The organism is Rhizobium aethiopicum (assembly GCF_014197535.1).
Lineage (GTDB): Bacteria > Pseudomonadota > Alphaproteobacteria > Rhizobiales > Rhizobiaceae > Rhizobium > Rhizobium aethiopicum_A.
The window spans coordinates 1-25250 of sequence record NZ_JACIFV010000044.1; the positions used below are offsets into that span (position 1 = coordinate 1).

The following is a 25250-nucleotide window of genomic DNA, read 5'->3' on the forward strand; positions in this document are numbered from 1 at the left end:
GCAGGCAGGCTGCGCGCCGGCAGCGTTCGCCTCAACAGCGCCGCCTGGGACAGTGCCGCCCCTTTCGGCGGCTACAAGCAATCCGGCAACGGTCGCGAATACGGGAAGTTCGGACTGCACGAGTTTTCCGAGATCAAGGGCATAGCCGGCTTCTCGAACGAGTGAACGGTCAAAGTGCGGTGTAGCCGTTTCGGATGTCCGCGCTCGACCCGGTCCAGTCATTCCCCGCACGCTTCGCGGACGACCGCTGTGCGCCCCTAAAAACAGTTGTTGAGGAACAGCCTCGGTACTCGAAAGCGGACATTGATAGCGGCCGCGCAACAAACGCACCCTAAGTCCGACGTGTTGTTGCGTCAAGCTCGGATCACACCGTCCTCTAACGCCAGCAGCTCACGGGTGTGGAAGGGTGCAAGGCCATGCTTGCCCCTTCGAACGTATAGAGAAGGGGCGAACGGACCGCCCCGGTCTCATCGTCGTAACGGCGCCTGAGCCTTGGCTTTTCAGGCGCGCTTGAGGGCTGGCTCCAGGCCAACGGCAGCGGCTAGCCCGCCGATGTCCTTGATCTCGGTGTATTCGTAAAAGGGATTGGCCGGCTCATGGCCGCGATTGACCCAGACCTTGCTCTTGATGCCCAGGTCATAAGCGGTCATCAGGTCGTAGCGGAAGGATGACGACACATGGGTAATGTCTTCCGGTCCACAGCCGAGCTTGTCGAGCATGTATTCGAAGCCCTTCATCAGAGGTTTGTATGCCCCGACTTCTTCTGCTGTGATTACCATATGGATGGGCGCGCCCAGCTTTTCCACGTTCGACATGATCAGGTTGTTCATGGAGTTCGAGAGGATGACCAGCGGAATTTCCTTGGCCACTTTGGACAGGCCAGCCGGGACGTCAGGGTGCGGACCCCAGGTTGGCACCTCGTCATAGATGCGTTGCGCGTCTTCGGGTTTGAACGAGATACCGATACGTTTGCAGCTGCGTTCGATCGAATTGTGCACCACTTCGACGAACGGTTTCCATGGGCCTAGCACCTCGTCAAGGCGATAGCCCCTGAAAGCCTCGACGAAGGCGACCATCGCTTCAGGGGAGAGGCGCTCGCTGTAGACGCGTCGCGCTGCGCCGGCCATGTCGAAATTGGTGAGCGTGCCGTAGCAGTCGAAGGTCACGTACTTCGGTCGAAATTGGGTCATCGCGTGTATTCCTTCCAATTTTCATGGCACGGGTGTGCCTATCAAAGGTCATTTGGCGGGCATGCCGCCTGTCTAAAGAGGTCGCGGTCCCGACGGCCCCCCAATGCGGACGCGGCAGGTACCTTTTCGTATCTGGTCAATTTCCTCTGCTTTTTCAGATGCCGGGCCAATCCACCAAAGCGGATCAATCTGACGTGTTCGCTGCATTCCGACCAGTGGGAGCACACTGGCATAACTTTCAGGCAATGGCAACTGATTGTCCAACAATTTTCGGATAACTCAGCCCCCAAATTCCCCGACGACGTGTGCGCCTCGCCACCAAAGCAGCCCTCAGCATCCATATATGCCGTTGAATCTAAAGGATTTTTCGATTGATCAAGCTTGAAATCATCGCAAAAACTGAGCTTGATCCCATTCTTCATGGAAAAAAATTGTTGTACAAAAACGGAAGCATGGGATACTGAGGTCATCGAACTGCCCTTCCGAGGCAGGACAGGAATGAGTTTGAAGATGGGTTACAAGCATCAATGCGGGCCAGCCCGCGTCCCTGAGCTTTCCGAGGCGTGCAATACCTTGGGCACTGCGGAAGCCGAACGAATTGCCGAGCGGCTATATGGCACGCACGGCTCGGCAACTCGCTTTGAAACAGAAAAGGACGACACGTTCCTCCTCGACTGTGCCGCCCAGGGGAAGTTTGTATTGAAGATCGCTCATCCTTCTGAGCGGATCGAGGAACTCGATTTCCAGGTGTCGCTGATGCGTCATTTGGAGCAGCGAGCCCCTGACCTACCAATTCCCCGCACAATTCGCGATGTCAACGGGGCGGATTTGCCGACCGTCACTACGAGTGGCGGCGAGCGGAGAGTCGTGCGTCTTATTACCTTCCTTGCCGGCACCCCGCTTGACCGGACATCTTGCACAGCCCCGCAGCGTGAACGGATCGGCGAAATCCTGGCAAAACTGCGTCATTCCCTGGCCGATTTCTCGCACCCCGCAGACGACCGGACGGTGGCATGGGACGTCACCCATCTGCTCGACCTCACCGATCTGTTGAGCTTCATCCCTGAGGGCGGCAAGCGGGCCTGGACCGTCCGTGCGCTCGAGCGGTTTGCCGAAATCAAGCCGAAGCTCGATCTGTGCCGGCGGCAAGTGCTCCACAACGACTTCAATACGTCGAACCTGGTCGTCGATCACAACAGCCCACAGTTCCTGACCGGCGTCATCGACTTCGGCGATGCGGTTCGTACCGCCATCGCCGTCGATGTCTCCACGGCGTTGATGAACCAGATGCCGAAAACATTCGACCATGGGAACCGGCGAGATCTGTTCGACGAAGCGCGCGACGTTCTGCGCGGTTATCTCCGCCATGCCGAGCTGACGGATGAGGAGCTCCGGCTCATTCCCTTCCTGTCGATGGGCCGCCTTGCGGTTCGTGCGCTGCTGACATGCTGGCGCGCAGAGATCTTCCCCGAGAATAGCCGCTATATCCTGCGCAACACAGAAGCCGGCTGGGCCCACCTCGAGTGGTTTCACTCAATTTCGACCGCGCAGATTTCCGATCTTCTGACACGATAGGAACAGCAATGTCCAAACAAGCGACTACCCTGCCCAAGGGCTTCCGTGGCGACATGCCAAATGGCTTCAACCCTCAGGACACCTCTCATCTCGCAAGTGAAGATCTGGCGCATGTCGCCAGGCGGCAAAGGCTGCTCGGGCCTGCTTATCGGCTCTTCTACAAGTCCCCGGTTGAGATCTCCCGTGCGAAGGGCGTCTTCCTCTATGACAAGCACGGCAACGAATATCTCGATGCCTACAACAACGTGGTGTCGCTGGGTCACTCTCATCCGCGTGTGGTCGAGGCGATCCAGAAGCAGCTCGAGGTACTCTGTACCCACACGCGTTACATGCAGGAGCCGCTGCTGGACTATGCCGAAGCCCTGATCAATACGTTCGGGGGCGAACTCGGCCGGACCGGATGCGCGATGTTCACATGCACGGGCTCGGAAGCCAACGATCTCGCCTTGCGGATCGCTCGTTACCACACACGCAAGACCGGCGTCATCGTCACCGCGGAAGCCTATCACGGCAACAGCGGCGCGGTGGCGGCAATCTCGCCGTCGCTCGGCAGGAAGTCGGCTCTGGATCCCTATCTTCGCACGGTCGCCGCGCCGGATTCCTATCGCCTGCCCATCGAGGAAATCGGCCGGCGGATGGCGGAGGATGTCGCGCGGCAGATCACCGACATGGAGCGGCATGGCGGCGGCCTAGCGGCCTTCATCGCCGATTCCGTCTTCTCCTCCGATGGTCTCTACGTCGATCCGACGGACGTATTGGTGCCGGTGGCGGAAGTTGTGCGCAAGGCTGGCGGCCTGTTCATTGCCGACGAGGTGCAATCCGGATTCGGTCGGACCGGCACCCATCTTTGGGGCCACAGCCGTCACAAGGTCGATCCGGACATCGTCACAATGGGCAAACCCATGGGCAACGGCTATCCTGTTGCCGGCGTGGTGCTGCGGCCCGAACTCGTTGCCGAATTCGGATCCAGCATGCGCTACTTCAATACGTTTGGCGGCAACTCCGTCGCTATCGCCGCAGCAAGAGCCGTGCTCGACACTATCCTCGAAGAAGGCTTGTTGGACAATGCCGTCAAGGTCGGCGGCGAAATCCTCGACGGCCTCCGGAGCCTGCAGAAAAAATACGAATTTGTCGGCGATGTTCGTGGGGCCGGCCTCTATTTCGCCGTCGAACTCGTTACGGACAGGGACCGGAAAACACCCGACATGGACCGAGCGCTTGCGGCGGTCAATGCCCTGCGCGACCGGCGCATCCTCATTTCCGCAACGGGAGCGGACGCACATATCCTGAAGATCAGGCCCCCGCTCATCTTCACATCAGCCAACGCGGCGCGTTTGCTCGAAGGCGTCGACGAGGCGCTTCGGTCCGTGCAGATCTAGGACCCGCCAGCATGCGGCGAGGAGGTACCATATCGTCTCCCTTGCCCTGCGCCGCCGCATGTGGCGTAGGTATACGACATAAACAACGAGCAAAGCCAGAGCCCATGCCGTCGCTGCCCGCCAAGAACCGAGCCGAAGATCCAGAGATGAACGTCGAGCCTTTGCCCGCCAGCGCAGTGGAGGTCCTGACTCACGCCTTGCGACGGCGAATCTTGTCGGGGGACTTCCGACCGGGCGAGTTCCTACGCGACGTGAAGATGTGCGAAGAGCATTCGACCTCGCGGCACACATTCCGTACAGCAGCCCAGGTGCTCGTCACGCAAGGTCTGTTGCGTCAGATACCGAACCGGGGCTTTGTAGTGCCCGAATTCGGGCCAGACGATATTGTCGATATCACGCGGGTGCGCGGCGCCATTGAGGGCGAGGCCATACGTCTGATCGTGCTGACCGGCGTTATCCCATCTCAGGCGCTGGAGGCGATCGATGTTATGCACAGGTCGACCCTGTCCTCCGACAGATCCCTGTTGGTTGCTGCGGACCGCGACTTCCACCGCGCGGTCATTGCCTCCAGCGGTAGCCCTCGGCTCAAGCGGACCTATTCGGACCTTGAGGGCGAGATCGAGCTTCTTCTCGCACAGCGGCAGGATTTCTACTCCACCGCTGAAGAAATGGCGGAAGAACACGAGCGGCTCATCAACAGCTTGAGGAGCCGTCACTACGATACGGCGCGGGATGCATTCCAGGAGCATTGGGAAGATCTCCAGATCAAATTGCTCGATCAACGCTGACCAGCGCTCCCTGGGCATGTGACGTTTCGGAAAAGACCGCCTCTCAGGCGGCGCTGAGGATGTCGGCGATGCGGGTTCGACGCCAATCGCATGCCCGGTAACGGGCGCCAGCGGTCAACTTGGGCCAATAACGCTGCGGAGAAGTTTTATGCGTGAATACTCCATCGCAACCATACCCGCCGACGGCATCGGACCTGAGGTGATCGCTGCTGGTCAGACTGTTCTTTCAAACCTGGAGATCCGACTCGGCGACGTAAAATTCACCTTCAAAAACTTCAACTGGGGATCTGAATACTACAAGAGACATGGCGTGATGATGCCGTCGGACGGGCTGGAGCAGCTCAAGAAATTCGATGCTATCTATTTCGGCGCGGTCGGAGCACCGGATGTTCCCGACCATGTTACCCTGTGGGGGCTCAGATTGCCGATTTGCCAGGGCTTCGACCAGTACGCCAATGTCCGGCCAACCAAGATCCTGCCTGGCATAACTTCGCCGCTGCGCAATTGCGGTATCGGCGATCTCGACTGGGTGATTGTGCGGGAGAACTCCGAAGGTGAATATTCTGGCCATGGCGGCCGCGCACACCGCGGCCTGCCCGAAGAGGTCGGCACCGAGGTCGCCATCTTCACCCGCGTCGGCGTCACCCGCATCATGCGCTACGCCTTCAAGTTGGCCCAATCCCGGCCGCGCAAGTTACTTACCGTCGTTACGAAGTCCAATGCCCAACGGCACGGCATGGTCATGTGGGACGATATCGCTTGCGAGGTGGCGGCGGAATTCCCTGAGGTTACGTGGGACAAGATGCTGGTCGATGCCATGACGGTCCGGATGACGCTCAAGCCACAGAGCTTGGATACCATCGTAGCAACGAACCTTCACGCCGACATCCTTTCCGATCTCGCTGGTGCTCTTGCCGGTAGTCTGGGAGTTGCACCGACGGCGAACATCGATCCGGAGCGTCGCTTTCCCTCGATGTTTGAGCCGATCCATGGCTCCGCCTTCGACATTGCCGGCAAGGGCATCGCTAACCCGATTGCCGCATTCTGGACTGCTGCCCAGATGCTCGACCACCTCTGCGAGCGGGAATGCTCGGCCCGCCTCATGCGCGCTGTCGAACGGGTGACCGGCGCCGGAATCCTAACCCCCGACGTGGGCGGCTCAGCTACTACCCAGGAGGTTACCGAGGCCGTCTGCGACGCGATCCACTCTTCGAATTTGTAGAGGCACGTGGTCGACGATGACCTGGAGCGATCACAAAGCAAGGAAGCCATTTCGCCGGCACCATCCTCATCAGTGGGAATTAGCCAATGAAACTTGATCGGATTGACGTCAAGATACTGAACGCACTGCAGACGAATGGCCGGATGACGAATGTCGAGCTTTCGGAAATGGTCAACCTCTCGCCAAGTCCCTGTTTGTTGCGGGTAAGAAGGCTGGAGGCGAAGGGCTATATTCAGGGCTACTCTGCGCAGATCAATATCGCAAAACTCGGTCGGACGCTGACGGTGTTCACCGAAATCACGCTGAAGAGCCACCGTCAACTTGACTTCGCGAGGTTTATCAGTGCGATCGAGAAGTTTGATCAAGTTATCGAGTGCCATTTGGTTTCCGGAGGCTACGATTATCTCGTCAAATTTGTCACCACCGGAATCGACGAGTACCAGACGATCATGGAGCAGCTTCTCGATTTAGAGATCGGCATTGACAAGTATTTCACCTTCGTCGTCTTGAAATCGCCCCTGATCAAAGTGCGTTTGCCGCTTGCAAGCCTGTTCCAGCCGGCATCTCGTGCCGCTGGTATGATGAGAGACGACAACTGAAGAACAGGCTATGGGTGCTTACCATTTCAAAGCGGCGGAGCCGTGGATGTTGCGAGAGCGGGAGCGCCATGCTCAGGGTACTCCGTGGTCGGCAGCAGAGCAGAGGGGAAAGCGTCAACGCGGAATCAGATCGGAGCCGACCCTCCGAGCGCGGGGGCGATGCAGCGGGGGCACAGCCAGCACTGGATCTAAGGAGCCACCCGTCAGATGGGCGTCCATTTTGACAGGCAGCATACACGTAAAGGCCGATGAACGAGAGTTTGCGGCCTTGTCTGGCGGGAACTGGGATAATTGGCCTTACCGGAATTTCCAGTGAATCCTTCGTGATCGCCACTCGCGCGGGCGCCTTTGGGGCGAGACGCTTTTTCCCAGCGGCAGCCAGATCTGACCAATGTCGCCGGGTCGCACTTCGGATTTCACGTTAGCCGATGGCTTGGCTCGCAAGGCAGAAAGTTTGGACGGCCGGTGTATCAGATCGAACCGCCGCGCCGCGAACCATCGCAACGACGGTGCCCCCGCGAGGCAGCCCCCAGTCTTCGAGCGGTGACGAAAGGCCGGTCTGTTCAGGGATGTCGACTCGCATAGTGCGACCTTCCTTGCCCGAAAGGATGAAGGCAAGCAAGTCCCTCGCCTGTTGCGAGTTTTCCGCAACGACGGGCCCGACGACTTCACCCTTTCCGAACAACCGCGTTGCCGCAAAGGCGACGATACGATCACCTTTCCGGATGGCGGCGAAACTCCCCTCATTCGCCAGGGCGTTGTATATCGCGTCACGGTCGGCCCCGAATGCCTTACGATCGAGCGCTTTGATTGCCGGCAGCGCGTCAGGCCCGATCCACTCAACATTGTCAGGAGCACCGACCTGACCGGCAATGCCTTGATGACGGAGGATTTGGTGCGTCGCGACGAATCCGAGTTTTTCATATAGAGGCAAGCCGTCATTCGTCGCCGTCAATCGGCATTCACGCTCACCAGCGAGTTCCAACACGGCGGTGGTCAATTTTCTTCCCACCCCCCGTCCACGCTGGCTTTCATCGACAATAATCATGTTAATGGCAGAGCAAGTGTCGCCGAAGGGAGTCATGAGGGCGGTACCCACAACCCGGTCGCCGGCGAGCGCAACGCGTCCTTCGCTCAGAGACCGTATCATTTCCCAGTCTTCCCTCCTGTGCGCCCAACCCGCTGCACGCGACAGCGCGAGGGCTCCGCCCACATGATGAGCCTCGAAAGGCGCAAGAACGATCGATTCCGTTTGCATGAGTTCATCCATTCGTGGGTCTCCTGCTCACCAGTGATAAGAGCGAAGGGTCTATGAAGCCGCGGCGGAGAAGCGAGACTCCCGGCCGTACCGGACACGGATATACAAGCCGAGTAACGAGCGACGGATAAACCGCCCATCGCTTTCAAGTCTCGCCGGCCGAAACGGCTTGCCTGCCGCCTCGCCCCGCCTGCAGATGCGAAGATGCACGTAAAAACGGCATCGTTTGCTCGAATGATCAGGTGACGGTGACGAAAATCTTCCGCACCGTCTCGATTGTCTTCCAGACCCCGACGTAGCCCGGCTTCATCACGAAGCTGTCGCCCGCGCGATAAATGACCGGATCCTTGCCCTTTTCCGTCAGTTCGATCACACCATGCACAAGATGGCAGAATTCAAATGTTTCGCCCTTGATGGAGTGCGTTTCACCGGGCGTCGCCTCGAAAACACCGGTATTGACCTTGCCGTCCTTGGCGGTGTCCTGCAGCCACGTCCTGAAGGCGGGGCTGCCCGCAATCAGGCGCTCCGGCTCGGCAGTTCTATGCTTCGGCTCGAAGGATGGATTCGGGTCGATGGTTTTCAGTAGGGACATTTATCTCTCCTATTCTTGCTGCAGTCACCCGCGGCATCGTTCCGTGTTGGAGCCTGCCTGACGTCGGCACATGATTGCTAACTGGCAAGCGGCCTTGCTCGCAACGACCTACCAGGTGACGGCGATGTACTTCGTTTCGAGGTATTCGAGCATGCCGTGATGACTGCCTTCGCGCCCGAGGCCACTCTGCTTCATCCCGCCGAACGGCGCCGCAGCGTCGGAAACGACACCGCGGTTAATCCCGACCATGCCGCTTTCCAGCCTGCCGGCCACTGCAAGCACACGCTTGAGGTCTCGGCTGAAGATATAGGATACAAGCCCGTATTCGGTGTCGTTGGCCAGATCGACGACCTCGTCCTCGGTATCAAACACAATAATGGGCGCAACCGGACCGAAGATTTCTTCGCGAAGTATCTCAGCGTCCAGAGAGACATTGGCGAGAACGGTTGGCAAATAATAGAAACCCTCGCCGCTCAACCTGCTACCGCCTGTCACCAGCCGGGCTCCCTTGGCGATCGCGTCGTCTACCAGGCGCTCCACCTTGGTCACCGCTGCATCCGTGATCAGTGGGCCAAGCTGCGTATCCGGTGCCAGTCCCGGCCCAACGTTGAGCGCTGCCATCTCCTCGGCGAAGCGCCGAATGAAGTCAGCAGAAATCCCCCTTTGCACGTAAAAGCGGTTTGCGGCCGTACAAGCCTCACCGCCGTTGCGCATCTTTGCAACCATTGCGCCGGCGACCGCCGTTTCCAGGTCGGCATCATCGAATACGATGAATGGCGCATTGCCGCCCAATTCCATTGAACAACTGACGACCTGGTCCGCGGCCTCGCGCAGCAGTATCCTGCCAACGCCGGTCGAGCCGGTGAACGACAGCTTCCGGACCCGCTTGTCATGCAGCATTGCGCTGACCACAGGGCCGGCTTTTTTCGTGGGAACGATGTTGACCACTCCGGCAGGAACACCTGCCTGCCGCATCAGTTCTCCAATGGCAAGCGCCGTTAGAGGCGTCTCGGCTGCCGGCTTCAGGATGCAAGTGCAGCCTGCAGCCAACGCCGGGGCAATTTTTCGGGTCGCCATCGCTGCCGGAAAATTCCAAGGCGTTACCAATACGGCGATACCAATCGGTTCATGGCTGACGATGATCTGGTTTGCGCCGGAAGGCGCTGATCCAAATTCTCCGGGAGCCCTCACAGCCTCCTCGGCATACCAGCGGAAAAACTCGGCCGCGTAGGCGATTTCCGATCTCGCGTCGGGAAGCGCCTTGCCATTTTCCACGGTGATCAGTTGCGCCAGCCACTCGGCTTGTTCGAGAAGAAGGTAAAAACACTTCATCAGGACATCCGCGCGCCGACGCGGCGGAGTTGATTTCCAGGCCGCAGCCGCCTTTTCCGCCGCGTCGACCGCCGCCATCGCGTCCGCGATGTCGCCGTCAGAAACTGTGGCGATTGCTTCCGCCGTCGAAGGATCGATCACATCGAAGGTCCGGCCACCTTTTGCCGAAACCCATTCGCCGCCGATGAACAGTTGCGTGGGAGCTTCGCATGCTACAGCCGCCTGCGAAGGCGCACGGCTTGCTTCAAGTGTCGGAGTTGCTTTCACGTTCACCACCATTCGCTACCAATCAGGATCGTTGTGCGATCAATATAGAATTGGTTTCGACATTGGTGTCAATATAGATCAAATTGGTCTCGCGGATTATTTTCGATCTGCTGAAATCGTGGTGGCGTTAGGATCAACAAAAGCAGCTCGAAACGCCTGATATCTCGTATCCCGGCTAAATCGAGAATGCCTGCGAAAGGAGCTCTCTCGGTCGACGGGAACGATCGTCACCGGCCTTTTAGACGCGCTCGTACGCCACATGATGAGCCGCTTCTCGGCTTCAGTTTGATGCGGTGCCTCAAACGCCAGGACGCAGATCGGTGGGCGGACGAGGCCCGCTGCGCAGGACCCGTCCGTGCAAATTCCCGGATCGTTTTAGATTCAGAAGAGGCCTGCTTCCGCCGGGGCTCTTCATCTCCGACTTTCAGTGACGTCGCGCACCGCTGCGACAACTTCGTCAACGGCGACTCGATCGACGTCGAGATGGGTGACCCAGCGCATTCGCCCACCCGGCCAAAAACTCGCCGCGATGCCGCGCTCACGCAGCGCATCGGATACCCGGGTCGTCAGTTCGGGCGCGAGCTCAACAAACACCATGTTGGACTGCGGCGGCTTAACCGTCAGTCCTGCTATTTCCGAGAATCCATCGGCCAGAGCCTTGGCGTTGGCATGATCCTCGGCCAGACGTCGGACATGATGGTCGAGGGCGTACAGCCCCGCCGCTGCAACTATTCCTGCCTGCCGCATCCCCCCGCCCAGCATCTTGCGCCAACGGCGTGCCTGTCCGATCAACTTGACATCCCCGACCAGCACTGATCCGAGCGGCGTCCCGAGCCCCTTTGAGAGGCACACCGACACGCTATCAAAACCCTCAGCCAAACAAGCGACATCTACGCCGAGCGCCACGGCCGCGTTGAATATCCGCGCACCATCAAGATGAGTGGCAAGCTTCCGATCCCGTGCAAACTCGACGACCTCGTCCAGATGACGTCGCGGCAGTACCCGGCCGACGAACGTATTCTCGATCGTTACCAGTCGTGTGATCGCAAAATGTGGATCGTCCGCCTTGACCGCCGCGTGAAGATCCTCGATGCGGATCGTGCCGTCAGCCCGGACTGGCAAGGGCTGCGGCTGGACCGAGCCGAGCACGGCGGCGCCTCCAGCTTCCCAAAGATAGGTATGGGCTTCATTTCCACAGAGATATTCCTCTCCGCGCTGGCAATGGCTCATGATCGCAGCCAGATTGGCCATGGTACCGGTCGGCAGCAGCAGTCCCGCTTCTTTGCCGAACAGCTCGGCAACGCGCGCCTCGAGCGCCTTAACCGTGAAATCATCCCCCAACACATCGTCGCCCACCTCGGCGGCCGCCATCACCGCGCGCATTTCCGCAGTTGGGCGGGTAACCGTATCGGAGCGGAAGTCGAGGCGAATAGCATTGGCTTGCATGATCGAGACCTTATCGGTTTGGCTGTACCGGTCATACTAGCGAAAGGATAGGCTCGGACTATCGATATAAACTGACGGATTATGGTGATAGAGGATCACCAATCATGCGATCTAGCGGCGTTGCAACTGCATTTGACCACCACCTGCAACATCGATCTTGGCTCGATCTTTCGCGCCCTGTTTGCGGGCGGTTGCCCTGTGACGTCACATATGCTGCCTCGGGTTCACAGCTTGCGGCTGCCGTCTTGTCCCACTCTTCTGATTCGAGGAGCCTCGCTTCAGGAGAGCGCCCGCTTCGACCGATCCTCCGTACTTCGAGATGGAAATTGATATGATTTCAAACTTACCGGTGATAGTTTGTCACCAATGAAGCGTTCGGACATTCCATCCCTCGATGATCTGCGTGCCTTTGAAGTCGTTGCGCGCCTTGGTTCCGTGCGTGCCGCTGCGGCTGAGTTAAATTTGACGCACGGTGCTGTCAGCCGGCGCGTTTCGAAACTTTCCGAACACCTCGACATTCGTCTGCTGGAAGTTGATGGGCGTGGCCTAAGGCTGACGGGAGAGGGTTCACGGCTCGCGCAGGCGACGACAGACGCTTTGTCCCTCGTTTCGGCGGCGCTGGAGGATATCCGCAAAGTTGATCAGTCACCGCCGATCGTCGTTTCATGCGAACGATCCGTTGCCATGCGATGGCTGATCCCGCGCCTCTCGGAATTTCAGGATCGCCATCCCGGAATCGATTTTCACCTTTCTGTCGGTGGCGGGGGTTTCGATTTTGCGCGCGACCGTATCACCCTTGCAATCCGCAGGCTTGATTTCGCGATCGATGCGAATTGGCAGGTCGAACGGTTGATCGAGGAGGAAGTTGGTCCTGTCATGCATCCTGCCATGACGGATCGGTTTGCTGCCGGCGATTATGTCGCGCTTGCTGCAAAGACCCGTCCGGATGGATGGCAGAAGTGGTCCACCGCTCATCCGGACGCGCCGAAGCCGCGCTCGACGCGCTTTCTTGACCATCATTTCCTGATGGTGGAGGCCGCAGCCAGCGGTCTTGGTGTGGCCATGTGCCCAAAGATCATCGCCATTGACGATATCCGCAAAGGCCGCCTGACCGCACCATTCGGCTTTCACCCTGATGGTTCACATTACGGCGTTATTCGTTCGGCATCGGCGAGGAGGACGGCTGGAATCGATCAATTCGTGTCTTGGCTTCTCGCCGCCATTCAAGAAGATTTTCATGCTGCGTCATGAGGTCGGCGGCAAAGAGCCGACGACTGTCAACTTTCAAAGAACGTGCCGGCACTTCGTTCTTCGGCGCGCGCAAACGCCAGCGTGGCAATAGCGGTATCCTGAACACCGGTGCCCGTAAGATCGGCTATGGTGATGTCCGAGGCACTTCTGCGGCCCGGTCTGGCGCCTGCAACGATCTGACCTAGTTCCGGAAAATCAGCATCGCTTGCGACGAGACCTACGTCGATGGCATGGCGCAATTCACCCAGTCTTCGCGTTTGTTTGAGGCTGTCAGCCACGTAAACATCTGCCGCTTTGATAGCGATGGGGTCAATCTCGTTCTTATGTTCTGCGTCCGAACCCATGGCGGTCAGGTGCTGTCCGGGTTCGAGCCACGACGCATGGACAATCGGTCGGTCAGCAGGTGTTGTCGTTACGACGATCTGTGACCCGGTGATCGCTTCATGCGGATCCTGAAATGCGCAAATGGAAAGATTTTGTCGGGCTCCGAGCTGCTCAACAAGCGCTTGCGCCCGTCGACAATCACGCGCCCAAACGCGGATCTCTCGAATAGGCCTCACCAGCATGAGGGCCTCGAGTTGCAGCCTGGCCTGAACGCCCGCTCCGAAGACCGTTGCGATCGACGCGTCCTTCCGTGCCAGATGGTTTGCCGCGACAGCGCCGGCGGCCGCTGTGCGAACGTCGGTGAGGTAGCCATTGTCCAGCAAGAGCGCCTGCACCAAGCCGGTTTTGCTCGACAGCAAGACCATCAGACCATTAGTGCTCGGAAGCCCGATCTTCGGATTATCGAAGAAACCCGGACTGACCTTGATGGCAAAGCTGCTCAAACCATGAATATAAGCCGTCTTCACATCGACTTCGCCCCTACTGTCGGGCACGTCAAGGCGCAAAATCGGCGGCATCTGAACCGCGTTTTCCACGGCCAATGCGCGGAAGGCGTTTTCAACGCAATTCACCGCATCCATGTCGAGCGGAACGATGGTTCGAAGCTCTGACTCGGTCAATATCCCTATTTTAGGCATCAGCGTCCCTCACCAATTGTGTCGAGGCCGTTGGCCACCTTCATGTGCAACGCCATGTCAATGTTCCCACCAGAAAGAATGGCTACGATCGGGCCTTCAACCTGCGCCAGTTTACCTGAGAGCAGCGCAGCAATGCCGACTGCCCCAGCACCTTCGATAATCTCATGCTCATACGCATAGGCATGACGTATGCCGGCGGCTATCTCGGCCTCGCTGACGAGCACCACGTCGTCGAGAAGGGTTTTGCACATCGGGTACGTCCAGGCATTGGCCAATCCGATGCCGCCGCCGAGCGAGTCGGCGAAACTTCGATGCTCTTCGACCTGGATCGGGTGCCCCGCGTCGATGCTAGCCTTCATCGCCGCTCCCTTTTCCATAGTTATACCGATTACCTTGGCATCCGGGCGCACCGCCTTGACAGCCGCCGCGACACCTGCCGCCAAACCGCCGCCGGACAGGGGAATGAGAACTGCGGCGACGTCAGGCATCGCCTCGACGATTTCAAGTCCGACGGTGCCTTGGCCGGCGATGACCCAAGGGTGATCAAAGGGCGGGATCATGCTGAGGCCCTCCTCCGCGACGAGACGGTCAACCTCAACCTGCGCTTCATCTTGTGATAACCCGACGATCCGTACGCGAGCGCCGAGCCGGCGGATTTCAGCCACCTTGTTTTCCGGCACGAGGTGCGACATGCAAATGGTCGCTCGGGAGCCAATCGCGTCGGCGGCATAGGACAGCGCGCGTCCGTGATTGCCCGTGGAAGCCGCAACAACGCCTCTATCCCGCTCCGATTGAGTGAGCTGCAACACTGCATTGGTTGCTCCACGAAGCTTGAAGCTTCCGGTCAACTGGCGATGCTCGAGCTTCAGGCTGACTTGCGTCTCGGCCAGTTCGGACAGTGACGCCGACATGACGAAAGGCGTGGTGCGGATGTGCTTGCTGATGCGCTCGCGCGCCTGCTCGATCGTTTCCAGACTAATCATGTCTGTTCACCTTGGCTCCCTCCTTTGCCAGTTGTTGTCTGCTGCGTAGCGCCAACGCAGGGCTTGATTGCAAGCGAACGGCACGAACTTTTTTTCGGCGCCGTGGCGGACTTGCAGAAACGAGTATGGCACCTGAACCTCAGCCCTTCCGGCGTCTGAGGAGCATCTTCTTGTCGTGCCGCGCATACATCGAGTAAACGATAGGAATGAACCAGGGTTTGCCGTTGAAGAATGGGACGGCCCTCGGAGCGGCATCGAAATCGAACGCAGACCGCGATTGTTCCCCGTCACCGAGGATCTTGCACGCCGCCTTTTTGCCCAGCCATCTGGCCCACACGACACCGGAGCCGCAATAGCCGGTCGCATAGACTGTATTTCCGCGGGAGAACATGCGCGGGATCATGTCGCGGTTCATGGCGACATAGCCGAACCAGCTGTGCGTAAGACCTATTCCTGCGAGTTCGGGAAAAAGCCGCGCAAGTTCGCTTCGCAGATGTTCAATCGGAGCGGCGGAGTCTCCTTCAGTCGTCCCGTCGCGTCCGCCGAACAAGATCCGAGATCCATCGTGCGACGGCCGATAATAGTAGCTGAGCTTACGCAGGTCGCCATACATCATGCGTGGCGGCATCAGCCGATCCATCACCTCCCTGTCGAGCGGCTCAGTCGCGATTATCCTGCTGCGGACAGGAACAAGGCGGCGACGGAGCCACGGGTCGAAACCGTCGGTGTAGCCATCAGTGCAGACAAGAAGCGTTCTGGCGAAAACCTCTCCGCGCTGCGTTTGAATTCGCACGCCTCCGGCCTCGCTTGTCGATCCAAGGACTGCGGTATTTTCATGTATGATCGCCGACGATGAACTTGCCAGATCGATCATGGCCGCAAGAAGCTTGGCCGGCTGCAGCCCACCGATGTCTTTGCGCACAAGGCCTCCGACATAAAGGTCAGTTCCGATGAACTTCGGAACATCGGCCCTTTCCACCGGATATGCCTCGATGCCGAGATTCTGATGCAGAAAGTCTGCCTGACGACGGAGTTCGTCGGCTTGATCAGCCGTCATGGCCCCGTTGAAGGCGCCAGACAGCGAGAAGTCACATTCGACATTCTCGTCTCTGAGGAAGCGCCAGAGATCCTCTCGCGCGGCCTTACCTTCCAGGAGAATGGCTTGCGCCCTCTCCTGCCCGAACCGCCTGACCAAATCCTTCCGCCCCGGACGGATGCTTCCGCTGGACATGCCCCCGTTGCGGCCCGATGCCGCAAGACCAAGGGCCTGACGGTCGAACAGCTGGACATGCTTGCCCGCACGGGCAAGTTCGAGCGCCGCCGACAAACCAGTGTACCCTCCCCCAACGACCGCCACGTCGCATGTCTTCTCGACGTTCCGCGATGGCAGGGAAGGAAATGTGCTGTCCTCCCACCAGTAGGGCGTGGATTTAATGGGATGCGCTTGAGCTTGGGCCATGAGAGCTTAAGTTCCGGAAAGATGATTTCAATCGATTATTGGCTTAGTCTCGGCAGACCCAAAGCTTTCGCGTCGTTTCGATCACCCTCCAGGTTCCGACGAAACCTGGATGCATGGCGAAAGCGTCGCCGGCAACGATGCGTCGCGGCTCACAGCCATCCTCAATCAATTCGGACACACCCGACAGAATGACACAGAATTCGAAAGTTTCGCCCTTGATCGAGCGGTATGCGCCGGGCGTCGCTTCCCAGACGCCGGAGCGAACGACGCCGTCGGCGGTCTGCGCGATGTCCCAGGAGAGAAACTGCGGATTTCCCTCGACCAGCCTTTCAGGCGCGGGCTGGCCTTTACGCGGTTCAGGCAGATTGTTGTAATCGACGAAAGTGAGTTTGGACATTGGAAGACCTTTCTTTGATCTGCTTATCGGGCAAACGACAGGCGCCGTTCGAGGAGTTTCAAACCTGTCAAGACGACGACGTTTATAGTGAGATAGAACGCTGCGGTGACGATGAAGATGTCCATGATCGCGAACGTCTCGCTCATGAGCCGCTTCGCATATCCGGTTATTTCCAGAACGGTAATCGTTGACGCGAGGCTGGATTCCTTCACGATGATCGCCGCCTCGCTGCTATAAGCGGGAAGAGCCTGGCGCACGGCAAGCGGGAACTTCACCCTCCTGAAGACGTGCCACGGGTGCATGCCACAGGCTTCTGCCGCTTCGATAAGTCCTTTCGGCAGGGAGAGGAAAGCCGTGCGGAAAATCTCCGCCGTGTAGGCACCGGTGTTGAGCACCACCGCAAGGATTGCAGCGTTCAGCCCATCTCCGATCATCCACCACAGAATGGGGTTCTGACGAATAAAACTCACCTGGGCCAAGCCGTAATAGATGACGAAGACCTGGACCAGCATAGGCGTGCCGCGGAAGATCGCGCAGTAGGCGTCGCATACGCGGCGCAACACCCGGCTTCTCGAGCAGCGCGCGAGCCCGACGGCGACACCAAAGGGAAGCCCGATACCGACGCCGAACACGGCGATCAGCAACGTCGTCTTGGCACCTATGACAAGGAACGGCACGGCATATGCAATTATTCCAAGATCCATGTCATCTTCCTCGGAAGCCGCGGTCGAGCGCACGTTCGGCGCTGGAAAACGCGGTTTGACTGACTGCGGTCATGCAGAAGAAGAGCGCCGCAGCGATGCAGTAGAAAAGCAACGGGGATCGCGTGATTCCTGCACCGATGGCAGCCGTCCTCATCAATTCCTGTAAGCCGACGACCGAGACGAGCGAAGTATCCTTGATCGTCATCTGCCAGACGTTGTTGATCCCGCCAAGCGCCAGCCGCAGTGCCAGTGGGAACGTGATGCGTATAAACGTTACACCTCTAGGCAAGGCCAGCGACTGAGCGGCTTCCAGCAGACCGTACGGCACCGCCTGAAGCGCACCCCGGATGACTTCGATCGAATAGGCGCACGAGATGACCGCGATCGCGATCACCCCGACGAGGTAGGGGTATGCGTCATCAGCCGAGTCCTGGTAGCCGAACGCAGCCGTAATCGCCTTCACCCACTCGATCGACCCGAAAAACAGGAGATAGATGACCAGCAGGCCCGGAACGCCACGAACAAGAATGCTGTACCCGTCCACGAGTTGCGAGACGAACACGACCTTCCGCCAGCGCATGATGGCCAAGGGGGTTGCAACGAGAAAACCGAGTGCCATTCCGATCAAACCGATCACGATCGTGACGACACTTCCTTTCAGCAGAGCCAGCGCCCAACTTTGCTCCACCATCAACACCCAAAGGTCACCCAACATGGACACAATCCCCGTGACCTGCCCTGGGCCGTGCCAAGGCAGGCTTCATGTTCGAAACGATCACTTCTTGCAGGGAATCGTGTAGTCGTCCTGGAACCAACGCATCGAGGCTTCTTTGACCTTGCCATCGTTGATCATGTTGCAGAGGGCGGCATCGACCTTGGTCTTGAGTTCGGTATTGCCCTTGCGCATGCCGACTCCCATGCCATGGCCAAGAACGTCTGGGTCATCCATGGCCATGATCTTCAGGTCGATCCTGGTGAAGTTGGCGCCGTCGGGCGTTGCGAAAAAATCCATCCATGTCGGCGAATCCGCGAAGGCGACGTCGATACGGCCGCTCGCGAGATCGGCGGTCAGCTGCGTGACGGCGTCGTATGTCTTAAGATCGGCGCCGTGCATCCGCTTCTCCATGAACCTGGCGTAGGTCGTCCCGGTGACGACGCCGACACTCTTGCCCTGGAGGGCCTTTTCGATTTCAGCGAGGCTCTTGAGCCCTGCAAGCGGGGAGTCCTTGGAGACAGCGAAATAGAGCGGTGTTGTCGCATAGGGGATGGAGTAGTCGATCTTCTTCTGACGTTCGGCGGTGATACCAAGGCCGGAAATGATGACGTCAAAGCGATCTTTATCCATGGAGGGCACCAGCGAGCTGAATGTCTGCACGACGAATTCACACTTCAGTTTCAGCTCGGCGCAGATGCCGTTGGCGATATCGGCGTCGAACCCGGTTACCTTGCCGCTCGGGTCGGCCATGCTGAACTTCGGCGCATCGCCCTCCGTCCCGATGCGCAGAACGCCGTCCTTTGCCGACGCGCCCGTTGCCAGTGAGCAGACGAGAAGGCTCGTTGCGAATGCTGACTTGATGAGATTGCTGTTGATCATAATGTTACCCCTTTTGGTTTTCGTTGTAGCGCGCTTTCAGGCGTTGGCCGCCATCACTGTCGATAGAAACCGCTTCACTCCTTCCGTCGCCGGGTTTCGAAACAATTCCTTCGGTTCGTCATCCTGCTCAAGGCGGCCGTTTTGCAGGAATATCATCCGGTTCGACACATCGCGTGCGAACCGCATTTCATGCGTGACGAGGAGGATCGTAGCCCCCGCTTCCGCCAGCGCCCTTATGACTTTCAGCACTTCACCCACGAGCTCGGGGTCCAGTGCAGATGTCGGCTCATCGCACAGCATCAGTTTTGGTCTCATTGCCAAAACACGCGCGATCGCGACGCGTTGTTGCTGCCCGCCCGAAAGCTGCTGCGGGTAGCGATCGCGGAAGCTCGCCATGCCCACTTTCGACAAGGCCGAGAGCGCTACCTCTTCGGCGTCTTTCTTCCCGAGTTTCAGCACCCAAACGAGTGCCTCGGTCACGTTGGACAGGACGCTCAGATGAGGCCAGAGATTGAAGTTCTGGAACACCATGCCGATCTGTCGGCGAAGATTCCTGATATCGCGAGCGTTGACGATCTGGCTCCCGCCGCGCTCGTCATTGACGACGGAGACGGACTGGCCCATGCACTCGATCCGACCCGATGTCGGCGTCTCCAGAAAATTGATGCAGCGAAGTGCGGTGCTTTTTCCACATCCGGACGACCCGATGAGCGAGATCACTTCACCCTCTCGCATGTTGAAGCTGATCCCATCCAGGACCGTCGTCGATCCGAATGTTTTAGTGAGGTCATGCACCTTCAGAACGTTGTTCATGCGCTGCACCTTTCCAAAGCGAACGGCCACCGGTTTTTACAGCGGGGGGCCCTGTCAGTTGCTTTGGCGTCAACGCAACCAATCTGAACCTTACTTGCAGTTATAATAAGATTGGTCTCATTATTGGTGTCAATATAGATCAATTTGGTTGCGCAAATATTTTTGCGGCGGGTCATGATTGCGGTATCGAATGACGTCGTCGATAAGATTGGAATAGGTAACTGATTCCTCCGGAGCATGACCGGGGAATGAGTCTGCGTGTTACCGCGCTGCAGCCTCATTGGAGAGGAAAGTGCGCGCTTGTCGGCGTGTCGGCAGAGAACTTTCCCTCGCAGCGGGTAAACTCGACTTCCCCTCATCGTCTGCTTAGCACGGCGGAAGACGCCCTGGGCCCGGATTATTTGTTCGTTCGAGTTTTTCGATCCAGATGGTCTCACACGGCGGCATCATGAGCAAAATGCACGGCAGATTGGTCTGTTTGTACCGTTCCGACTGAGCGATTTGCATCTGATGATATGCGGATAAATCGCTTCATCGGAGGAAGCCACATGAAAATCTACAATATTGCCCTAATCGGATTTGGTGGCGTCAACCGTGCTTTGGCCGAACTCATCGCGACGAAGAATCCTCTGTGGGAACAGGATCTCGGTTTCCGCCTGAACATCGTCGCCGTCAGCGATCTCTATCTCGGTTCCGTCATTTCGCCGAACGGTCTGGATGCCAAGACCCTCGTGGAGGCGAATTTCGCGAAGGGCGGTTTTGGCGGGCTCTCCGGCGGCAGCGCCGAAGCTGACAACGAAGCCATCATCAAGACGGCGCCTGCCGACATCGTTGTGGAGGCGACATTTACGAACCCGACGGACGGCGAGCCCGCGGTTTCGCACTGCCGTTGGGCTCTGAACTCGGGCAAGCACGTCGTCACCACGAACAAGGGGCCTGTTGCAATCGCTGCTCGGGAACTGAAAGCCCTTGCCGAGGCGAACAGCGTTCATTTCGAGTATGAGGGATCCGTCATGAGCGGCACGCCCGTCATAAGGATGGCAGAGAAGACCCTCGCTGGCGCGGAGATCAAAGGGTTCGAAGGGATCCTCAACGGCACGTCGAACTTCGTCCTCGGTCGCATGGAGCAGGGTCTTGACTTTGCCAGCGCTGTCGCGGAAGCGCAGGCGCTGGGCTATGCCGAAGCCGATCCTACCGCCGATGTCGAGGGTTTCGACGTTCGCCTGAAAGTCGTGATCTTGGCAAATGAGCTGCTGGGAGCAAATCTTAAGCCGGAGGATGTCGCCTGCAACGGCATCTCCAAGCTTTCTACCTCCGACATTCGAGCAGCTGCCAAGGCTGAAAGTCGTTGGAAACTGGTCGGGTCAGCAGTTCGCAATGCCGACGGGACGATAACCGGCAGTGTCGCGCCCAAACAGCTTGCCCTCGGACATCCGCTCGCCGGCGTCAACGGCGCTACCAACGCAGTATCGCTGAACACAGAGCTTCTCGGCCCCGTCACCTTGAGCGGCCCGGGCGCCGGTCGAGTCGAAACCGCCTTCGCACTGCTGTCCGACATCGTGGCTATACACAATGCGCATTCGCCAAATTTCGCAAAGGAGGCCGCGTGATGCCCGGTCTCGCCTTGAAACCTGCCTCTTCCAAAGAGATTATCGTCACTAATCCGTTCGATGGAAGCTTTGTCGGCACGATCCCAGAGACCAGTGCCGAGGCTGTGGACCTGTTGCTCGAACGCGCCAGGCGCGGCGCGCGAATTGCCCGGTCGCTCCCCCGCCACCAGCGCTCTGCAATTCTCGAAAGGGCCGCAGCCACCATTGAAGAACGCAAGGAGGAGTTTGCGCTCCTGATCGTACGGGAGGCGGGGAAGACGATTGCCCAGGCCCGCAAGGAGGCGACACGTTGTGTCAACACACTGAAACTCTCCGCCGAAGAAGCCAAGCGCAATGCCGGCGAGGTTATTCCGTTTGATGCCTATGCTGGATCGGAATCTCGCCAGGGCTGGTACACACGGGAGCCGCTAGGGATCATAGCTGCGATCACGCCTTACAACGACCCGCTCAATCTCGTGGCCCACAAGCTTGGCCCTGCCATTGCCGGCGCAAACGCGGTACTTCTGAAGCCGTCGGAGCTTACACCTCTGTCGGCCATCAAGCTGGTGGAGGTCTTGATCGAAAGCGGCTTGCCGGAAGAGGTCATCACGGTCGCTGTCGGCGGCGCCGACCTGGGGAAGGCACTTGTTTCGGCAAAAGACGTTCGCATGGTCTCCTTTACAGGGGGATTTGTCACGGGCGAAGCCATTGCAAGATCTGCAGGCATCAAGAAGCTCGCAATGGATCTCGGTGGCAATGCGCCGGTTATCGTGATGGAAAATAGCGATGTTCAGGCCGCCGTGGAAGATTGCGTGTCAGGCGCCTTCTGGGCGGCGGGCCAGAATTGCATCGGAACGCAGCGGATTCTGGTACAGCGCTCGGTCTATGAACGCTTCAAGACCGACTTCGTGGCGCGAACCGCCCGGATGAAGACCGGCGATCCGATGAACTCCGAGACTGACATGGGCCCGATGATCTCCGAACGTGCGGTGAACCACGCCGCCGCAATGGTGGAACGAGCAATCGCTGCCGGCGCGACGCTGCTCTGCGGTCACAAGCCAGCCGGCACGATCTATCCCCCGACCGTCCTGGAAAACGTGCCGGCCACGTGCGACGTACTGAATGAGGAAGTCTTCGCCCCGGTCGTCATACTGCAGCCGTTCGATGAACTTGAAGAGGCGATAGAGCTGGCTAACAAGCCGGAATACAGCCTCCATGCCGGCATCTTTACCAACGATCTTGCCAGTGCGCTCGAGGCCGCCAAGCGGATCGATGCCGGCGGTGTCATGATCAACCAGTCGTCCGACTATCGGTTCGATGCAATGCCGTTTGGCGGATTCAAATACGGCAGCATGGGGCGCGAAGGCGTTCGCTTTGCTTATGAGGACATGACCCAGCCGAAGGTCGTCTGCATCACCTCGCTGCAGCACTGATCGCGGGCGCCAGCGCCAATTTGAACGCATCGTCGTTTTTGGAAGTCAAGATGTTCAAAGGATCCATCACTGCCCTTGTCACCCCTTTTGCCGATGAGAAAGTCGATGAGATTGCCCTCCGCAGCCTCATCGAATGGCAGATCGCCGAAGGCACGTCAGGGCTTGCCCCCTGCGGAACAACGGGGGAAAGCCCGACCCTCAGCCATGCCGAACACAAGCGAGTCGTGGAACTCGCGATCTCGGCAGCGAATGGTCGGGTTCCGGTTATTGCCGGCGCCGGCTCCAACAGCACCGAGGAAGCGATCAGCTTCGTGCGGCACGCACAGGAGGCCGGTGCAGACGGTTTGCTGATCGTCGCGCCCTACTACAATAAACCCACCCAAGGGGGGATCTATCAGCACTTCAAGGCCATCGACGCTGAAGCTACGGTTCCGATCATTGTCTACAATATCCCGGGTCGGAGCGTGATCGATATTGAAGTCGAAACGCTTGCCCGGATTTTCAGGGATTGTCCGAACGTCAAGGGTGTCAAGGACGCGACAGGCAATCTCTTGCGACCGTCGCTGGAGCGTATGGCCTGCGGCAATGAGTTCAATCTCCTCACCGGCGAAGACGGCACGGCGCTGGGTTACATGGCCCATGGCGGCCACGGTTGCATCTCGGTGACCGCGAACGTTGCTCCCCGGCTGTGTGCAGACTTCCAGCGGGCATGCCTGAAAGGCGACTTCGCGGCGGCACTGGCTCTTCAAGATCGACTGATGCCCCTGCATCGCGCGCTATTCCTCGAGACCAGCCCGGCTGGCGTGAAATTCGCGCTGGCGCAACTCTTGAAGATCCGCGGTGACCTGCGCCTTCCTCTCGTGGAGGTGAGCGATCCTGTTAAAGAGGTTATTACTCATGCCATGCGCCACGCCGGAATTCTGGACTAGGGGAACGACGAATGGGAATTGAACGCATAGAGACCGATTTGATCGGCCCACTCCCTATCCCCGGTGATGTTCTCTATGGTGTCCATACGCGTCGAGCCGAGCTTAACTTCACTGTTTCAGGCCTTCGCCTGAAAGACTTCCCCGAACTCATTCAATCTATGGCCATGGTCAAGAAAGCGGCCGCGTATGCAAACGCTGAGCTTGGCCTGCTGTCAGCGGAAAAGACGTCGGCGATCTCAGAGGCTTGTGATGAGCTCATCGAGTTGAAATGCGTTGATGAGAACTTCCCGGTCGATATGATGCAGGGTGGCGCCGGAACGTCCACCAACATGAACGTGAATGAGGTTGTCGCGAACCTGGCGCTCTTGAAGCTCGGTGCGAATGTGGGCGACTATGACAGGCTTCATCCCAATGATGACGTGAACCTGTCCCAATCGACAAACGATGTCTATCCGACCGCACTGCGTCTGACCATTCTTCGTGCTTGCGAAGGGCTGATCGAGTCCCAGGTCGGGCTGCGCGATGCATTCCGGTCCAAGGCACGTGAGTATGCAACTGCGCTGAAGGTCGGCCGCACTCAGTTGCAGGACGCCGTCCCAATGACCGTTGGGCAGGAATTTGATGCGTTCGCCGAGCTGATCGACGAAGATATTAACCAACTGCCATCCGCTTCCAGGCTGTTGAAAGAGGTTAATCTCGGCGGATCTGCGATCGGAACTTCGATCAACGTCCCCCGCGGCTTTCCAGCCGCGGCTTGCATCCACCTCACACGGATTTCTGGTATCCAGCTCATCCGAGCTCGAAATCTGATCGAGGCCACCTCCGACACCGGTGGTTTCGTATCCATCTCCAGTGTCCTCAAGCGGATTGCTGTGAAGCTGACAAAGGTCTGCAATGATCTGCGGCTCTTGAGCAGTGGGCCGAGGGGCGGCCTGGGGGAAATCCGACTTCCGCCCGTCCAGGCCGGTTCCTCGATCATGCCCGGCAAAATCAACGCCGTCATTCCGGAAATGATGAACCAAATCGCATTTCAGGTTATCGGAAATGATCTCACTGTCACTCTGGCGGCGAGTGCGGGGCAGTTGCAACTCAATGCAATGGAGCCCGTCATCATCCTCAACATCCTACAGTCCATGCGGATGTTGACGCGGGGTATGGACATTTTTAAGCAGCGGTGCGTCGCCGGCATTGAAGTTGATGTCGACCGTTGCAAGGACCTCCTAGATCAGTCTCTTGTCCTTGCGACACCGTTGGCGATGCTTATCGGCTACAGCAAGGCAGCGCAGCTTTCCAAGAAAGCGCTGGCCGAAAAGCGGGGGCTGCGGCAGGTCGTGGAGGAGGAAGGGATCTTAGCCTCCGGTCAAGTTGAAGAGCTCTTTGAAGGTAGCGCGACCTTCGCAAATTTCTGATGGGTACATCGTCCGCATA

Annotated in this window: 25 protein-coding genes; 11 read left to right on the plus strand and 14 right to left on the minus strand. The window is 58.5% G+C overall.

Annotation, left to right across the window (positions count from 1 at the left end):
* On the plus strand, positions 1-165 hold a 165-nt coding region (locus GGD53_RS30265), incomplete at its 5' end, for an aldehyde dehydrogenase family protein (protein ID WP_184460390.1).
* A 335-nt stretch (positions 166-500) separates the two neighbouring features.
* On the opposite strand, the gene GGD53_RS30270 is transcribed toward GGD53_RS30265, so the two are convergent.
* Both GGD53_RS30270 and GGD53_RS30275 read right to left on the minus strand, forming a co-directional pair.
* On the minus strand, positions 501-1190 hold the full coding sequence (locus GGD53_RS30270; protein ID WP_184460391.1) for a haloacid dehalogenase type II: 690 nt from the start codon (positions 1188-1190) through the stop codon (positions 501-503).
* A 41-nt stretch (positions 1191-1231) separates the two neighbouring features.
* Positions 1232-1660 (minus strand): hypothetical protein, encoded by a 429-nt coding sequence (locus GGD53_RS30275; RefSeq protein WP_184460392.1) that lies wholly within the window; start codon positions 1658-1660, stop codon positions 1232-1234.
* A 28-nt stretch (positions 1661-1688) separates the two neighbouring features.
* Here GGD53_RS30275 and GGD53_RS30280 point away from each other — a divergent pair, with 28 nt between their 5' ends.
* The 5 genes from GGD53_RS30280 (at position 1689) to GGD53_RS30300 (ending at position 6753) form a co-directional block, all read left to right on the plus strand.
* Positions 1689-2765 (plus strand): phosphotransferase, encoded by a 1077-nt coding sequence (locus tag GGD53_RS30280; protein ID WP_184460393.1) that lies wholly within the window; start codon positions 1689-1691, stop codon positions 2763-2765.
* An 8-nt stretch (positions 2766-2773) separates the two neighbouring features.
* Complete coding sequence (locus GGD53_RS30285) at positions 2774-4144, plus strand: aspartate aminotransferase family protein (RefSeq protein WP_184460394.1); 1371 nt, start codon at positions 2774-2776, stop codon at positions 4142-4144.
* 104 nt (positions 4145-4248) lie between these two features.
* The gene (locus GGD53_RS30290) at positions 4249-4932 is read left to right on the plus strand and encodes a GntR family transcriptional regulator (RefSeq protein ID WP_184460395.1); all 684 of its coding nucleotides are present in this window, start codon (positions 4249-4251) and stop codon (positions 4930-4932) included.
* Between the two features lie 148 nt (positions 4933-5080).
* Positions 5081-6154, plus strand: coding sequence for a tartrate dehydrogenase (locus GGD53_RS30295; RefSeq protein ID WP_184460396.1), 1074 nt, complete (start codon positions 5081-5083; stop codon positions 6152-6154).
* 86 nt (positions 6155-6240) lie between these two features.
* The gene (locus GGD53_RS30300) at positions 6241-6753 is read left to right on the plus strand and encodes an Lrp/AsnC family transcriptional regulator (protein ID WP_184460397.1); all 513 of its coding nucleotides are present in this window, start codon (positions 6241-6243) and stop codon (positions 6751-6753) included.
* A gap of 421 nt (positions 6754-7174) precedes the next feature.
* On the opposite strand, the gene GGD53_RS30305 is transcribed toward GGD53_RS30300, so the two are convergent.
* The 4 genes from GGD53_RS30305 to ltaE form a co-directional block, all read right to left on the minus strand.
* Complete coding sequence (locus GGD53_RS30305; RefSeq protein ID WP_184460398.1) at positions 7175-8023, minus strand: GNAT family N-acetyltransferase; 849 nt, start codon at positions 8021-8023, stop codon at positions 7175-7177.
* Positions 8024-8249: 226 nt separating this feature from the next.
* A complete protein-coding gene (locus GGD53_RS30310) occupies positions 8250-8603 on the minus strand; it encodes a cupin domain-containing protein (protein ID WP_184460399.1) in 354 nt (117 codons plus the stop codon).
* A 108-nt stretch (positions 8604-8711) separates the two neighbouring features.
* On the minus strand, positions 8712-10214 hold the full coding sequence (locus tag GGD53_RS30315; protein WP_184460400.1) for an NAD-dependent succinate-semialdehyde dehydrogenase: 1503 nt from the start codon (positions 10212-10214) through the stop codon (positions 8712-8714).
* Between the two features lie 399 nt (positions 10215-10613).
* Positions 10614-11648, minus strand: a complete 1035-nt coding sequence (gene ltaE / locus GGD53_RS30320) for a low-specificity L-threonine aldolase (protein ID WP_184460401.1) — start codon at positions 11646-11648, stop codon at positions 10614-10616.
* 366 nt (positions 11649-12014) lie between these two features.
* On the opposite strand from ltaE, the gene GGD53_RS30325 reads away from it, so the two are divergent.
* Complete coding sequence (locus GGD53_RS30325) at positions 12015-12899, plus strand: LysR substrate-binding domain-containing protein (protein WP_184460402.1); 885 nt, start codon at positions 12015-12017, stop codon at positions 12897-12899.
* A 26-nt stretch (positions 12900-12925) separates the two neighbouring features.
* Here GGD53_RS30325 and GGD53_RS30330 read toward each other — a convergent pair whose 3' ends face one another.
* From GGD53_RS30330 to GGD53_RS30365, 8 genes are all read right to left on the minus strand, one after another.
* Positions 12926-13921: a cyclodeaminase gene (locus GGD53_RS30330; protein WP_184460403.1), complete on the minus strand. Its 996-nt coding sequence runs from the start codon at positions 13919-13921 to the stop codon at positions 12926-12928.
* Positions 13921-14904: a hydroxyectoine utilization dehydratase EutB gene (gene eutB / locus GGD53_RS30335; RefSeq protein WP_184460404.1), complete on the minus strand. Its 984-nt coding sequence runs from the start codon at positions 14902-14904 to the stop codon at positions 13921-13923. Before eutB ends, GGD53_RS30330 begins: the two co-directional genes overlap by 1 nt.
* 139 nt (positions 14905-15043) lie before the next feature.
* The gene (locus tag GGD53_RS30340; RefSeq protein WP_184460405.1) at positions 15044-16363 is read right to left on the minus strand and encodes an NAD(P)/FAD-dependent oxidoreductase; all 1320 of its coding nucleotides are present in this window, start codon (positions 16361-16363) and stop codon (positions 15044-15046) included.
* Between the two features lie 43 nt (positions 16364-16406).
* Positions 16407-16760, minus strand: coding sequence for a cupin domain-containing protein (locus GGD53_RS30345; RefSeq protein ID WP_092754245.1), 354 nt, complete (start codon positions 16758-16760; stop codon positions 16407-16409).
* A 23-nt stretch (positions 16761-16783) separates the two neighbouring features.
* Positions 16784-17464: an ABC transporter permease gene (locus GGD53_RS30350; RefSeq protein ID WP_184460406.1), complete on the minus strand. Its 681-nt coding sequence runs from the start codon at positions 17462-17464 to the stop codon at positions 16784-16786.
* A 1-nt stretch (position 17465) separates the two neighbouring features.
* The gene (locus GGD53_RS30355; RefSeq protein WP_184460407.1) at positions 17466-18179 is read right to left on the minus strand and encodes an ABC transporter permease subunit; all 714 of its coding nucleotides are present in this window, start codon (positions 18177-18179) and stop codon (positions 17466-17468) included.
* 60 nt (positions 18180-18239) lie between these two features.
* Entirely contained in the window at positions 18240-19058 is an 819-nt protein-coding gene (locus GGD53_RS30360; protein WP_184460408.1) for a transporter substrate-binding domain-containing protein, read from the minus strand.
* A 36-nt stretch (positions 19059-19094) separates the two neighbouring features.
* A complete protein-coding gene (locus GGD53_RS30365) occupies positions 19095-19871 on the minus strand; it encodes an amino acid ABC transporter ATP-binding protein (RefSeq protein WP_184460409.1) in 777 nt (258 codons plus the stop codon).
* 548 nt (positions 19872-20419) lie between these two features.
* On the opposite strand from GGD53_RS30365, the gene GGD53_RS30370 reads away from it, so the two are divergent.
* The 4 genes from GGD53_RS30370 to GGD53_RS30385 are packed head-to-tail and all read left to right on the plus strand — an operon-like array spanning position 20420 to position 25231.
* Entirely contained in the window at positions 20420-21481 is a 1062-nt protein-coding gene (locus GGD53_RS30370) for a homoserine dehydrogenase (RefSeq protein WP_184460410.1), read from the plus strand.
* On the plus strand, positions 21481-22893 hold the full coding sequence (locus GGD53_RS30375) for an aldehyde dehydrogenase family protein (RefSeq protein ID WP_184460411.1): 1413 nt from the start codon (positions 21481-21483) through the stop codon (positions 22891-22893). Before GGD53_RS30370 ends, GGD53_RS30375 begins: the two co-directional genes overlap by 1 nt.
* Before the next feature lie 50 nt (positions 22894-22943).
* Positions 22944-23822 carry a 4-hydroxy-tetrahydrodipicolinate synthase gene (gene dapA, locus GGD53_RS30380; protein WP_184460412.1) on the plus strand — a complete coding sequence of 293 codons (879 nt, stop codon included), beginning with the start codon at positions 22944-22946 and terminating at the stop codon, positions 23820-23822.
* Between the two features lie 11 nt (positions 23823-23833).
* Complete coding sequence (locus tag GGD53_RS30385; protein ID WP_184460413.1) at positions 23834-25231, plus strand: aspartate ammonia-lyase; 1398 nt, start codon at positions 23834-23836, stop codon at positions 25229-25231.
* Positions 25232-25250: the final 19 nt, after the last annotated feature.